Annotated in this window: 10 protein-coding genes; 4 read left to right on the top strand and 6 right to left on the bottom strand. The window is 65.3% G+C overall.

From position 1 onward, the window contains the following. Position 1: 1 nt before the first annotated feature. Entirely contained in the window at positions 2–721 is a 720-nt protein-coding gene (locus J4G32_RS12205) for a 4'-phosphopantetheinyl transferase family protein (protein WP_210493264.1), read from the bottom strand. A 246-nt stretch (positions 722–967) separates the two neighbouring features. Between J4G32_RS12205 and J4G32_RS12210 the strand changes: the two genes are divergently transcribed. From J4G32_RS12210 to J4G32_RS12225, 4 genes are read left to right on the top strand one after another with little or no spacing between them, the layout of a single operon-like run. Continuing rightward, positions 968–1,744 (top strand): ImuA family protein, encoded by a 777-nt coding sequence (locus tag J4G32_RS12210; protein WP_246505015.1) that lies wholly within the window; start codon positions 968–970, stop codon positions 1,742–1,744. Continuing rightward, complete coding sequence (locus J4G32_RS12215) at positions 1,662–3,167, top strand: DUF6504 family protein (protein ID WP_210493267.1); 1,506 nt, start codon at positions 1,662–1,664, stop codon at positions 3,165–3,167. The genes J4G32_RS12210 and J4G32_RS12215 overlap by 83 nt, the downstream gene beginning before the upstream one ends. Beyond that, positions 3,164–6,415 (top strand): error-prone DNA polymerase, encoded by a 3,252-nt coding sequence (locus J4G32_RS12220; protein ID WP_210493272.1) that lies wholly within the window; start codon positions 3,164–3,166, stop codon positions 6,413–6,415. Before J4G32_RS12215 ends, J4G32_RS12220 begins: the two co-directional genes overlap by 4 nt. A gap of 48 nt (positions 6,416–6,463) precedes the next feature. Next, a complete protein-coding gene (locus J4G32_RS12225) occupies positions 6,464–7,678 on the top strand; it encodes an adenylate/guanylate cyclase domain-containing protein (protein WP_210493277.1) in 1,215 nt (404 codons plus the stop codon). A 12-nt stretch (positions 7,679–7,690) separates the two neighbouring features. Here J4G32_RS12225 and J4G32_RS12230 read toward each other — a convergent pair whose 3' ends face one another. The 5 genes from J4G32_RS12230 to bglX form a co-directional block, all read right to left on the bottom strand. Continuing rightward, complete coding sequence (locus tag J4G32_RS12230) at positions 7,691–8,605, bottom strand: ABC transporter permease (protein ID WP_210493282.1); 915 nt, start codon at positions 8,603–8,605, stop codon at positions 7,691–7,693. After that, positions 8,602–9,435: an ABC transporter permease gene (locus J4G32_RS12235; RefSeq protein WP_210493285.1), complete on the bottom strand. Its 834-nt coding sequence runs from the start codon at positions 9,433–9,435 to the stop codon at positions 8,602–8,604. Before J4G32_RS12235 ends, J4G32_RS12230 begins: the two co-directional genes overlap by 4 nt. Before the next feature lie 99 nt (positions 9,436–9,534). Next, a complete protein-coding gene (locus J4G32_RS12240) occupies positions 9,535–10,668 on the bottom strand; it encodes an ABC transporter substrate-binding protein (protein ID WP_210493289.1) in 1,134 nt (377 codons plus the stop codon). Next, positions 10,661–11,752 carry an ABC transporter ATP-binding protein gene (locus J4G32_RS12245; RefSeq protein ID WP_343232642.1) on the bottom strand — a complete coding sequence of 364 codons (1,092 nt, stop codon included), beginning with the start codon at positions 11,750–11,752 and terminating at the stop codon, positions 10,661–10,663. The genes J4G32_RS12240 and J4G32_RS12245 overlap by 8 nt, the downstream gene beginning before the upstream one ends. A 197-nt stretch (positions 11,753–11,949) precedes the next feature. Further along, complete coding sequence (gene bglX / locus J4G32_RS12250; protein ID WP_210493292.1) at positions 11,950–14,193, bottom strand: beta-glucosidase BglX; 2,244 nt, start codon at positions 14,191–14,193, stop codon at positions 11,950–11,952. Between the last annotated feature and the right edge of the window lie 109 nt (positions 14,194–14,302).

Below are 14,302 nucleotides of genomic sequence, written 5' to 3' on the forward strand. Positions count from 1 at the left end.
TTTAGTCCAAGGTTCGTGCGAACGCACTTAGCATTTCGTCATTGCAAAAGGTTTGATCCTGCCATTCGGTCACGTTGAAATCCGGCACGGCCTCGTAGGCGGCCAGCGCCACAACGGAATGGTTCAGCCACGGTTTGAGGCGGACGCAGACATGGGGGAACGGCCCGCGTCCCGAGCGCGAGGCCCGCACCGCGAAAACGTCGCCCTTGCGGTAAACCGCGATGTCCTGCGGCGAGATCATGACCTCGCCGGTCAGCTTCAAGGCCGCCTCCTTGAGGCTCCAGAGGACGATTTCGGCCTCGCGAGGATCGTGTGCCAGATGCGGCAGGAGCGGCATTTCCTCATCCGTCACGGCGATGGAGAGCGGCGACGCCTGATCGTCCGATTCCAAGATCGCCACATCGATTCCCACATGCGCCCGCGCCGAGACGGCGATGACCGTCAAGGGGCCGGCGTGGCTCATGTTGAAAGCGGGGCCGTCGACGCAGAAGGGCTTGCCGGTGCTGTCCAACGACAGGGTCGGAGATGTTCTGGTGGCTTCGCGGAGAGCCAGACGCAGGGCGCCATGGCCGAACCGATAGGCAGCGCCCGCCTCGGTCCGGCGAAAGCGGGCGGCTGCGTCGCGCTCCCATGTCTGCGCAGACGCGTCGAACGCCTCAAGGCATGCGGCCTCGAGCCGTGCCGAAGCGTGACCGCGATCGAACGAGAAAACCGAAATCATCGGCAAACATCCTAGCAAGCCGCGACATTAGGCGGAGGTTCCTGAAGGGCGCGTGAACAATGACGCGCAGGCTGGCGGGTCGGCGCTGCGGTCCAAAAGCGATTCAGGAGCGATACAGGAGCGATTCAAGGGACAGGGACGGCGCGTCCCAACTGCCGGCCTGAGCCGGAGCAGGCAAACGTCCAATAGGCTCCAAGACTCCGGTTGACTCTCCAATCCCTAAAGAACAAAATAAGAACATCATGAATGAAAATGAGTTGGGCAAGGTCCATGCGTGCCGGGCAGAAGGACGTTTTTGCCGCCTTGCGGCAGGAAATCAGGCGGCTGGATGGAGATTTTCGCCAGCGGGAAACGCTGTCCTTCGGCGTGAAGGCTCTCGATCGGCGGCTTCCCGGGGGCGGGCTGCCGCGGGGGGCCCTGCATGAGATCACCGAAGGGGGGCCGGCAGCGGAATTCTCCGGTTCGGCCACGCTTTTTACGGCAGGGATCGCGGCCCGCCTCAAGGGGCCGATCCTATGGTGCCTGAACCGGCGCGATCTGTTTGCGCCGGGCCTGGTGAATGCAGGGTTGCACCCGGACCGGGTGATCTATGCGGAGACCTTTCGCGAGCCGGACATTCTGCCGGCCATGGAAGAGGGCCTTCGTGAGAAGGGGCTGGGCGCGGTGATCGGCGAAGTGACCCGGCTGGGTCTGACCGCCTCGCGTCGTCTTCAACTGGCCGCCGAGACATCGGGCGTTCCGGTTTTTGCCCTGCGGCGCTGGTGGACGATGGCCGAGCGGGATCTGACCGGTCTGCCCACCGCCGCCGTCACGCGCTGGCAGATCTCGCCCTTCATCTCGCAGGCGCCGCCGGCCCCGGGCCTGGGACGTGCCCGCTGGCATGTGGACCTTCTGCGCTGCCGCGGCGGTGAACCGTACTCCTGGATTCTCGAGGCCTGCGATGCGAAGGGTCGTCTCGCTCTACCTGCCGACCTGGCCGACCGACCGGATCAGGCGCCAAGGCGCCGCGCCGCCGCCGGGTGAGCCGCTGGTCACCGTCATCACGCAAGGCTCGCGCCGTCTCGTCGGCGCGGCCGATCACGCAGCCCATGCCCTCGGGTTGCGGGTCGGGCAGACCGTGGCGCACAGCCAGGCCCTCGTGCCCAATCTCCACATCGCCACGGCCCTGCCGGATCAGGACGCGGCGGCCCTGGTCGAGCTGGCGCGCTGGTGCATCGGCTATTCGCCCGTCGTGGCCCCCGATCCGCCGGACGGAATCTGGATCGACATCGCCGGATCCTCCGCGCTCTTCGGCGGCGAGCAGAAGCTGCTGGCCGACCTGATCCGCAGGCTGTCCGCCCAGGGCATTCATGCGCGCGCCAGCGTCGCCGACACGCCGGGGGCCGCCTGGGCCATGGCACGCTACGGGTCCCACGCCGTCGTGTCGTCCGAGCGCACGATAGCGGCTGTCGCCGATCTGCCGGTGGCGGGCCTGCGCCTGGCCGATTCGATCCTCGAGGGCCTGAACCGGTTGGGAATCGAACAGATCCGGCAATTGGCCGCGATGCCCCGCGCTCCCATGACACGCCGGTTCGGCAAGGAGGTCGGGCTTCGTCTTGACCAGTTGCACGGCCATGCCTTCGAGCCGCTCAATCCGCTGGTGCCCAAAGAGACACCGGCCCGGCGTCTGGTCTTTGCCGAACCGATCGGGCAGCTCGCCGATCTCAAGGATGTGCTCCATCGGCTGGCCGCGGCCCTGTGCCAGGACCTCGCCGAACAGGATCGCGGCGTGCGCCGGCTCGATCTGATCTTCGAGCGGATCGACCGGCATAACGTGGCCCTGCGGGTCGGGACCGCCCGGGCGACGCGGGATGCGCCGCATCTGGCCAAACTCTTCGACGAACGCCTGGAGACCGTCGATCCGGGTTTCGGCATCGAGGCCGCCCAGCTCGTGGCGAGCCAGGTGGAGCCCCTGAGCGCCGATCAGGTCGAGGCCCAGGATATGGGGATTGCCGAGGGATCGCCGGTGGATCTCAGCCGGCTGGTGGATCGCCTCGGCGCACGCCTCGGGCCGAAACGCATCTATCGGCTGGAGCCTGTCGAAAGCCACATTCCGGAGCGCTCGGTGAAGCGAATTTCCGCGCTTGCGCCCCTCACCGGGCAGGCTTGGCCCGCCACCCTGTCGCGGCCGACGCGGCTGCTGGAATATCCGGAGCGGGTCACCGCAACCGCGCTGCTGCCCGATCATCCGCCCGCCTTCTTCGTCTGGCGGCGCGTGCGCCACCGGGTCATCAAGGCCGACGGCCCGGAACGCATCACCGGCGAATGGTGGCGCGGGGCGCAGGACGATTTTCTGCTGCGCGATTATTATCGGGTGGAAGACGAGAAGGGCGCGCGGTTCTGGATTTTCCGCGATGCCCCGGCCGATCAATCGGCGCGCTGGTGGCTGCATGGAATTTTCGCATGAGCTACGCCGAACTTCAGGTCACGACCCATTATTCGTTTCTGCGCGGAGCCTCGAGCCCGCGCGAATTGTTCGAGCAGGCCAAGCAGCTTGGCCTGAAGGCCCTGGGCATCACCGACCGCAATTCGCTGGCGGGAATCGTCAAGGCTTTCGAGGCCGCGAAGGAAACCGGCCTGCGCCTCGTGGTCGGCTGCAGGCTCGATCTCGTGGATGGCACGTCGCTCCTGGTCTATCCCACCGATCGTGCCGCCTATGCGCGTCTGTGCCGGCTGTTGAGTCTTGGCAAGGGCAGGGCCGGGAAGGGCAAATGCGACCTTTCCTGGGACGATGTGGTGGCCTGGAGCGAGGGCCTTCTTGGCGTGCTGCTGGGCGACGAGGCGAACGACACGCTTGCCCGCAATCTGTCCCGGCTGAAGGCCACCTTCGGCGACCGCGCCTATCTGGCGCTGGTCCGGCGGTTCGGCGCGGACGAGCATCTGCGTCTCTGGCATGTGGAACAGGCAGCGCAGGCCGCCCGCGTGCGCACGGTGGCAATGGGCGACATTCTCTACCACCATCCGGATCGGCGTCTGTTGCAGGACGTGGTGACGTGCATTCGACAGGGCTGCACCATCGATGCCGCAGGCTTCCGCCTGGAACGCCATGCCGACCGGTTTCTCAAGGATGGAATGGAGATGGCGCGGCTGTTCGAGCGGCATCCCGAGGCGGTCGCGCGAACGGACGAAATCGTGCGGCGCTGCTGCTTTTCCCTCGATGAGCTGGCCTACCAATATCCGTCCGAAACGGAAGCGGGTGAGAGCGCGCAGCAGAAACTGGAGCGCCTGACCTGGGCGGGCGCGCGGGATCGCTATGCGGAGGGTGTTCCGGATGCCGTCACGGCGCAATTGCGGCACGAATTGCGGCTGATCGAGAGCCTGAAATACGCACCCTATTTCCTCACCGTCCATGCCATCGTGACGTTTGCGCGGGGCCGGGGAATCCTGTGTCAGGGGCGGGGGTCGGCGGCCAATTCGGCGGTCTGCTACGTGTTGCGCATCACCTCCATCGATCCGGTGCGCACCGAGCTTCTCTTCGAACGGTTCATCTCGCAGGAACGTAACGAACCGCCCGATATCGACGTGGATTTCGAGCATGAGCGGCGCGAAGAGGTCATTCAGTGGATCTACGACACCTACGGCCGCCAGCGCTCGGCCCTGACGGCGGTGGTGAGCTGCTACCGGGCGCGGGGCGCGGTGCGCGAGGTCGGCAAGGTTCTGGGCGTGCCGGAGGATGTCACCGGAGCTCTCTCAGGCCTCGTCTGGGGATGGAGCACCGAGGGGGTCAGCGAACGGGAGGTCAAGGATCTCAACCTCAATCTCGACGATCCGCGCCTGCGCCTCACCCTCGATCTGGCGCGCGCCCTGATTGGCGCGCCGCGTCACCTGTCGCAGCATCCGGGCGGTTTTGTGCTGACGCAGGACCGTCTCGACGATCTCGTGCCCATCGAGCCGGCCGCCATGGAAAACCGGCAGGTGATCGAATGGGACAAGAACGACATCGAAACCCTGAAATTCATGAAGGTCGATGTGCTTGGGCTCGGCATGCTCGGCTGCATGCGCCGCGCCTTCGATCTGCTGAAGGCGCATAAGGGCCTGTCGCACGACATGGCGTCGATCCCCCCCAAGGACGGCCCCACCTACGCGATGATCTGCAAGGCCGACACGGTGGGCGTGTTCCAGATCGAAAGCCGCGCGCAAATGGCCATGCTGCCGCGCATGAAGCCGACCCAGTTCTACGATCTGGTCATCGAAGTCGCCATCGTGCGGCCGGGGCCGATCCAGGGCGACATGGTGCATCCCTATATCCGCCGACGGGAAGGCCGCGAGACGGTTTCCTATCCGACCCCGGAGCTGGAACGGGTGCTGGGCAAGACGCTCGGCGTGCCGCTGTTCCAGGAACAGGCGATGCGCGTGGCGATCGAATGCGCGGGGTTTACGGCCTCCGAGGCTGACCAGCTGCGGCGCTCCATGGCGACTTTCAAGTTCAAGGGCGACGTGTCGAAATTCCAGCGCAAGCTCATCGATGGCATGCGCGAGCGCGGCTACGAACAGGCCTTCGCAGAGCGCATCTTCAAACAGCTCGAAGGCTTCGGCTCCTATGGGTTTCCGGAAAGTCACGCGGCGTCGTTCGCGCTCATCGCCTATGCGTCGTCATGGATGAAATGCCACCATCCAGATGTGTTCTGCTGCGCGTTGCTCAATGCCCAGCCGATGGGCTTCTACGCGCCTGCCCAATTGGTGCGCGACGCAAGGCAGCACGGGGTCGCCATCCGACCGGTCGACATCAACCGCTCGCAATGGGACTGCACCCTCGAGGAGCATCACGGCTCCCTTGCGGTCAGGCTGGGATTGCGGATGGCCAAGGGCCTGGCCGGTGCGGAAGGCGAGCGGATCGTTGCCGCCCGGGGCATCGCACCGTTCGAATCCGTCGAGGATCTCTGGCGGCGGGCGGGGGTCGCGGTGGCGGCTCTCGAGCGCCTGGCCGAGGCCGATGCCTATGGGTCCCTCGGCCTCAATCGCCGCGATGCCCTGTGGCAGGTCAAGGGCCTGGGCGACAAACCCCTGCCGCTTTTTGCAGCCGCGGATGATCGCGACGAGCAGCGGGTGCCGGAATCGGTGGAGCCGGCGGTTGCCCTCACCCCCATGACGACCGGTCGCGAGGTGGTGGAGGATTACCGCTCCAAGGGCCTCACGCTGCGTCAACATCCGGTCGCCTTCCTGCGGCACGATCTCGATGAGCGCCGCATCCTGCGCTGCGCCGACCTGCGCTCGGCCCGCCACGGCCAGCGGGTGACGGTGGCGGGCCTCGTGCTGGTGCGGCAGAAACCGGGTTCGGCCAAAGGCGTGATGTTCATCACCATCGAGGACGAGACCGACATCGCCAATCTCATCGTCTGGCCGTCCCGGTTCGAAAAGCAGCGGCGCCTGATCCTGTCGGCCGGCATGATTGCCTGCCGGGGGCAGGTTCAGCGGACCAAGGACGTGATCCACGTGGTTTCCGAACACATGATCGATTTCTCGGAATCCCTGAAATCCGTCGGTGACCGGCAGGAGCCTTTTCCCTTGCGGCATGGTCGGGGCGACGAGGCCAAGCGCGGCGGCGGGCCCGATCCGCGCGATGGCCCCGCACTGGGCCGCAAGGCGCGGGAGATCTACATTCCGGATCTGCGCCTCGGCAGCGGCATCAAGATCAAGACCCGGGATTTCCGTTAGCTCCTATCAAGGGGTGGATTTTTGCCTGTGCTGGCCCAGAATGGCCGGATGGATAAAAACGACATCGATCACATCGCCGCCTGGATCATCCAACGCGGCCTCTCCGGCGCGTCGGAAACCGAGCTGCTGCAAGGGTTCTGCACGAAATGTCAGTCAGCAGGCCTCCACCTGACGCGGGCCATCACGCTGATCGACACGCTTCATCCCACCTATGAGGGCCGCGCCTTCCGGTGGCGCAGCGACGACGTGACCGAAGACGCCGTGGTGGAATACGGGCGGACCAACGAGGGCGAGGCCGCGGCGAACTGGCAGCGCAGCGTCTTCTATCACCTCCTCACCACGGGCGCTGACGAGTTCCATTGCGCCCTGACGCCGGGCGCGCCGCTGCAATTCTCCAACCTCGGCACCTTCAGCGAGGAAGGCTATTCCGCCTACCTGGCCCTCGTGCACCGGTTCGCCAGCGACGGCGTCATCGGCGAAATGGATTGCTTCTACTCCCACTGGCTGACCGCAGAGCCGGGTGGCTTCAAAGAGCCGGATCTGGCGGCCCTGCGGGATCTCGTGCCCAAGCTCGCGCTGGCGATCAAATGCGCGTCGCTGGCGCGGATTGCCCAGACCCTGGTGCAGGTCTATCTTGGCCGGGATGCCGGCCAGCGGGTGCTCAGCGGACGCATCTCGCGCGGCGTTGCCGATCGCATCAGCGCGGTTCTGTGGTTCTCGGATCTGCGCGGCTATACGGCCATCACGGATGCGGCGGCGCCCGGCGAGGTGATCCCGCTCTTGAACGATTACGCGGATGCGGTGATCTCGGCGATCCATGCGGCAGGTGGTGATGTGCTGAAGCTTATCGGCGACGGCATTCTCGCCATCTTCAAGGCCGACGATCCGGGCGATGCGTGCCGCTGCGCGCTCGAAGCGCACCGCAACCTGCGCCGCGACATCACCACCCTCAACGCCCGCCGCAACGCCGAAGAGCGGCCGGTCACCTCGGTCTATCTCGGCCTGCATATCGGCGATGTGTTCTACGGCAATATCGGCAGCGAGGACCGGCTCGATTTCACGGTGGTGGGCCCTGCCGTCAACGAGGTCAGTCGCATCGCTTCCATGTGCCGCTCGGTTGATCGCGGCGTCGCCATCTCGTCCGACTTCGTGGCCGCGACGCCCCTCGATCAGCGCCAGAATCTCGTTTCGCTCGGCCGCTTCGCCCTGCGGGGCGTTGGCCGCGCGCAGGAGCTGTTCACGCTCGATCCGGCGGCCTTGTGAGAGGAGAGGCCGCTACTGGCCGACCTTGCTGAGCACGTCGGCCTTCAGGAAACGTTCGATGAACAGCATGAACAGCACCGAGGGCACCAGCAGAATCAACGCGGTGATCGACGCGATCTGATAATTGCCGCCCATGCTGGCATTGTAGAGCAGCAGCGGCAGCGTCGTGACCTGCGGCACGCCGACGAAGAAGGTGCCGGTGAACTCGTCGAGCGATTCGAGAAACACGAAGATGGCGCTCGCCATGATGCCGGGGGCCGCCAGCGGCAGGGTGATGGTGAAGAACGTGCGCAGCGGCGAAGCGCCGATATTGCGCGCCGCCAGTTCGAGATCCCGGTCGACCGCCGCGAAGGCCGCGGCTGCAATCCACACCGAATAGACCAGACCATGGGCCGCATGAACAAGCACGACGCCGGGAATCGTGCCGGTCAATCCCAAGGTGTAGAACACCCGCGCGACGTTGATGTAGATCGCCACCGACGGAAAGGCCTGCGGCAGCAGGAAGACGATCATCAGCAGCGTGCGGAGGGGCAGTTTCAGCCGCGCGAGCGCATAACCCGCCGGCACCGAGACAGCGAGCGCCACCACCACCGTCAGGCACGCAATGCTGACGCTGGTCGCCAGGGACGACATGGCGTCGCCGGTCGGCCGGAAGACCACCTCCCAATAGCGAAGCCCATAGGTCACCGGCAGCTTGAAGGGCGTGTACCAGCGCTCCGCCACCGACCACAGGGCAAGGTTGGCAAGCGGCCCGAACAGCATGAAGGCGAAGACCGCAAGGCCGAGGCCCTTCAGGATCGTGCCCAGATAGCCGCCCCAGCGGACGCTTGACGCCGAGGGCGCCCGCGCGCGCGTTTGAGGGAGTTTCCTGAACGCCGGAATCGCTCCGGCGACGCGAGGGGCGGTGAGGGGATGATCGGTCGTCATGCGCCGACCTCGCGCTTCACGTTGTGGCGCAGATAGATCCAGGCGACGGCGCCCGCGATGGCGTAGGAGATCACGCCGAGCGCATTGGCGGTCGCGTAATCCCCATAGGAGTTGATGCGGAACGCCATGTCGACCGTCATCATGGTGGGCTGCGATCCGGCCACCATCATGGGCACCGACAGCACCGACAGCATGGTCACGAACGACAGGACGAGACCCACGAGGAGGGTCTGCGTCACCTGCGGCAGGACGATCTCGAACAGCACGCGCAGGCGCGACGCCCCCAGATTGCGCCCCGCCTCGATCGTCGCCCGGTCGATGGAGGCCATCGCGCCGGCGAGCATCAGGGTCACGAACGGCACCTGTTTCCACACGAAGGTGATGACGATACCGCGCCAATCCAGAAAGCTCGTCGTCTGAAGCGGTTCGAGCACGCCCATGGCGACCAGCGAGTTGTTCATCAGGCCGTTCTTGGCCAGAAACGTCCGCATGCACTGGGCCGCGACGATGAACGGGATGAACAGCGGCCAGCGATAGAGAAACCGCAAGGAGGCGATCAGCCACGGCGTTTCGCCGAGTGTCAGCGCTCCCGCGATCGCAATCGAAATCGCGGCTGTGAGCAGGGTCGACAGGATGACGATGAAGAGCGTGAAGAGAATATCGGTCGAATAGAGATCGATGGCCTTCTCGAAATGCGTCAGCGAAAAGCCGCCGCCCGGCACCGTGAAGGCCGATACCAGCGAGAAGCCAAGCGGGTAGAGAAACAGCGCGGCGATCATCGCCAGCGCCGGGGCGATCAGGATCAGACCAAAGAAGGACGGTCGCGTCATGGTACGATTGGGTCCCGATGCCGGAGACGGCAGGAAGTCGAAGAGCGAAAGCGGTCGGCCCGCACGAACCGTGCGAGCCGACCGTTATGGATCACCCAATCAGTTGGCGACCTTTTTCTCGTAGGTCTCGAGAATGTCGTTGAAGTAGGGCCCGATCGGGAACGCCTTGCCGTTGGCGGCGAGCGCCTCGGGGGTGATGTCCACGAAGAGCTTGTCCCAGTCGGCCTTGTCGAGCTTGCTTTGCACGTTGTTGGCGTCGATGCCCGGATACCAGTTGAAGCGCTTGACGATTCCCTCGGCCTGCACCTCGGGGCTGGTGGCAAGCGCGATGAATTCCTCAGCCAGCTTTTCCTGGCCGGTCTTGGCCGGAACCGCGTAATACATCGGCTGGCCGGGCATGCCGGGCGAGACGAGCTTCAGGCGGGTGTTCGGCGGCAATTTGCCTTCGGCCTTCCAGGTATAGAACATGTCGACCCAGACCGGCCCCATGGCGATCTCGCCGCGGTTCAGCATGTCGAGGGTGCCGGCATTGCCGGGGGTGATCACGACGTTCTTGTTGAACTCCTTGAGATCGCCCATGGCCTTGTCCCAGCTGGCCTTGGTGGCGGCGTCATAGGGGCCGACCTCGAGCTTGGCGGCATCGCCGCCGAAGGCCGAGACCCAGCCGGTCACGAAAGCCACGCCCGACATGCCGCCCTTGATGCCGTTATAGCCGAACTGCTTGGGGTTCTTCTTCACCCATTCGCTCAGTTCCGCGTAGCTGTTGGGCGGCGATTTCACGAGATCGGGGTTGTAGGCGATGGCCGTCTGCGAATGGAACATCGGCATCACATAGCCGCTGACGTCGGTGCCGAGCGAGTTGTTGGCGGTGTCGCGGGTCACCAGCTTGCCGGTAGGCAGCGTGTCCCGGTATTTCTTGATCAGCTCGTCCTTCACCAGCGTGCCGGCGGCCTTCTGGTGGATGACCACGACGTCGAAGTCCGAATTCGCCCCGGCCTTCTTCTGCGCATCGAGCTTCTCGAAGATCTTCTGCGAACCACCGTCGCCGGGTCCGGTGCCGACCGCCACCACCTTGACGCCCGGATGGCTCTTTTCGAACATCGGGCCGAGATAGTCCTTGATGTAGTCGACCATGTTCTGGTCGCCGGCGGTGGCGACGTTGAGGGTCTGGGCGCTGGCCGGACCGGCCAGCAGAACGGCCGAAATGCCAGCCGCCACTATCGTCTTATGCATGGGTTTCTCCCGGGGTCTCAAGGGTAGGGAACAGGTGCAGGGATGCGAGCGGAAGGCGAAGGCCGACCGCGCGATCGAGCTCGTGATAGCGATCGTCCGTCACGGTGAAATGACGGTCCTTGATGGCCACCACATAGCGGTAATGGCCGCCCGGATAGGTTCTCTGCGTGATGCGTCCGGGCAGGATGATGGACCCGTCGATCAGCGCATCCGGATCGTCCAGGGAGGCAACGTCGTCGCGGAAATAGGCCGTGACCGGACCCATGACGCCCGACCCGTTCCATGATGCGGAACGGCCGTTCTCCACGCTCACCTCGACGCCGTCGGCCGCAGGCCGGACATCGAGCGCGATCGTGTTCTCTGCGCCCATGAAGCTCGCGACAAACGGAGAGCTGGGATGGTCGAACACTTCCTTCGGCGAGCCGATCTGGGCGATCCGCCCCGCATCCATCACGACGATCCGGTCCGCCATGGTCATGGCCTCTTCTCGATCGTGGGTCACATGGATCGCCGTGAAGCCGAGCCGGTTCTGCAGGGACTTGATCTCGGACCGCAGCTGGATGCGCACCTTGGCGTCAAGATTGGAGAGCGGCTCGTCGAGGAGCAGGATCTCCGGCTCGATGGCGAGCGCCCGGCCGAGCGCCACGCGCTGGCGCTGCCCGCCCGACAGGTTCGTGACCTTGCGGTCCTCAAGGCCCGACAGGTTCAGCATCTTGAGGATCGCGGCCACCCGTTGGCGGATCTCGTCCCTGGCGATGCCCCTGAGGCGCAGGCCGTAGCCCACATTGCCCAGCACCGTCATGTGCGGCCACAACGCATAGGATTGGAACATCATCGCCATGCCGCGTTTTTCGGGCGGCATGTTGACCACGTCCCGCCCAAACAGGCGGATCGCCCCGTCGGTGGCTTTCTGGAAGCCCGCAATGGTGCGCAGAAGCGTCGTCTTTCCGCACCCGGACGAGCCGAGGATGGCGATGAATTCACCGGCCGCGACGGACAGGTTCACGCCATGCAGCACGGGCTGTGAGCCATAGCTGACGTGGAGGCGATCGATGTCGATCGCCGGAAAAGCAGAATGATCCACGATGGCCGTAACCTCCCAGACACGCTTTCCGCGTTCTTATGTAGCCAGCAAACCACAATCCCGGTTCGGGGGGAAGGGAGAGTGTGACAATCCGTACACCGGCCGTGTGACACTTCCACGACGAGGACAGCAGCCCTTTGGCGTCGCCTGCCCATGACAGGGCGACGCTCTCGAGGTCAGGCGTTGGGAGGGTGTGCTTACTGGGCGGTCGAGAGGGGTAGGCCGGCGCGCCTTTGATTGAAGGGAATCCGCGTCGTTTCCCGGATGCGCGCCTCGCCGATCGCCGGCGCATTCGCATTTCCCCCGACGAAAACCTGGATCGCGCCTTCCTCGATCACGTAGGTCCCGTCGTCGAGATGAAAGCCGAGATCGGTGACCGGCACCCGCAAGGTCACCCGCCGGGATTCGCCCGGCTGCAGCAGGATCTTCTCGAAGGCCTTCAATTGCCGGAGCGGTCGACTGCGGGTTGCAATGGGATCGCGGATATAGAGCTGGGCAACCTCCTGACCCGCACGGTCGCTCCCGTTGGTAAGCGTCACGCTCGCCTCGAGCTGATCGCCCGCCGACAGGTTCGCCTGTCCGATGGTGGCATCCGAATAGGCGAAGGCGGAATAGCTCAGGCCCCAGCCGAAGGGGTAGAGCGGCGAGATCGCCTCGTCGATGTAGTTCAGGGTGAAGCGGTTGTTCTCAAGCGTCGGGCGGCCCGTTGGAAGGCGGTTGTAGTAGAGTGGCAATTGGCCGATCGTGCGCGGCCAGCTGAGCGGCAGCTTTCCGCTCGGATTGGCGTCGCCGAAGAGAATATCCGCAACCGCGGTGCCAGCCTCGGTGCCCGGGTACCATGCCATGAGAATGGCCGGCAGCGTGTCGGCCAGCTTGCCCAGCTCCAGCGGTCGGCCGCCGATGATCACCAGCACGACCGGCTTGCCGGTGGCCGCAAGCGCTTCCAGAATCTCGGCCTGCTTGCCGCTCAGCGTCAGATGAGCGCGCGAGGCGGCCTCGCCGGACAACTCCTGCGGTTCGCCGAAGACCGCGATCACCAGATCCGATTCGCGCGCGACGGCGAGGGCTGCCGGCAATTGGTCGGTGGTCCGGCACATGAGATCGCAGCCGTCAGCCTGCCGAACGGCAATCCCTGCCCGCTGGGCGCGGTCCCGCACGCCCGTCAGAATGGAGACGCTGTCCTCCTGATGACCGCGGGCCCCGTGCGGCCCGATCTGGTCGCGCGGCGCGTTCGCCAGCGGGCCGATCACGGCGATCGAGCGGGTGGTTGGGGCGATCGGAAGGACAGCGTCGCGGTTCTTCAGCAGCACCATCGTCTCGCGCGCGACCTCGCGGGCGGCCTGTCGCGATTCCGCCGTGGGGAAGATGGAATCGACCCGTGTCGGATCGATGTCCGGCTTCTCGAACAAGCCGAGGCGGACCTTCGTGCGCAGCACACGCCTGACGGCCTCGTCCACAACGGCTTCGGGGATCCGGCCGGCGCGAACCTCCGTCGGCACATGCTTGATGTAGAGCTGGCCCATCATGTCCATGTCGACGCCGGCCAGAAGGGCCTTGCGGGAGGCCTCTGCACCGTCTGCCGCGATGCCGTGGCCGAGCAACTCCTGGATGCTCGCCCAATCCGACGTGACAAAGCCATCGAAGCCCCATTGGTCGCGCAGGACCTCCGTCAGGAGCCAGGGATTGGCCGCAGACGGCACGCCGTTCAGCGCATTGAACGCCGCCATGAAGCTCATGGAACCAGCATTGAGGGCCGCACGGAAGGGCGGCAGGTAGGTGTCGTACATCTCCGCCGGCGGAATATAAGTGGTGTCGTAGTCGCGCCCGCCCTGTGGGGCGCCGTAGCCCGCGAAGTGCTTGGTGGCGGTGGCAAGGCCGCCCGCGCGGAAGCCCTCGACCCGCGCGGCGGTCAGGACCGAGCCCAGATAGGGATCCTCGCCGAAACCCTCGACAATCCGGCCCCAGCGACTGTCCCGCGACAGGTCGGCCATGGGGGCAAAGGTCCAGTTGACCCCGACATAGGAGGCCTCGCGGCCAGCCCATTCTGCGGCCAGACGTGACAGGCGCGGGTTGAAGGCCGCAGCTTCTCCAAGCGGAACCGGGAACTGCGTCCGGAAACCATGAACGATGTCGAGGCCGAACAGGGGCGGGATCTTCAGGCGCGACTGACGCGCGAGCGCCTGGGCACGGGCGACATCCTGGGCATTGTTGAAGTTGAGAAGGGCCCCGCTTCGTCCTTCCTGAATGTCCGCCCAGCGCAAGGGAGGGCCGTGAGAAATCAGGTTGAGTTGGCCGACTTTCTCCTCAAGGGTCATTGTGGCCAAAAGGCGCGAGACGCGGCTTTCCACGTCCTCCTGGGCCCAGGCGGCCGAGATCATGGCCGACAGGACAGCGCAGGCGCCGAGGGCTGCCTTCAGAGGTCTGAAACGGAAAGCCCTCATAATGGTGTCCTTCAGAACAAGCCTCCTGTGGCCAGCGTGGAAAAACGTCCTTGCGAAGGCTGTGCAATGCGAGGACAATTCGTGGCATTGGCGCTTGCCAGCCGCTCCG

The sequence above is a fragment of the Microvirga antarctica genome (assembly GCF_017921815.1).
Lineage (GTDB): Bacteria > Pseudomonadota > Alphaproteobacteria > Rhizobiales > Beijerinckiaceae > Microvirga > Microvirga antarctica.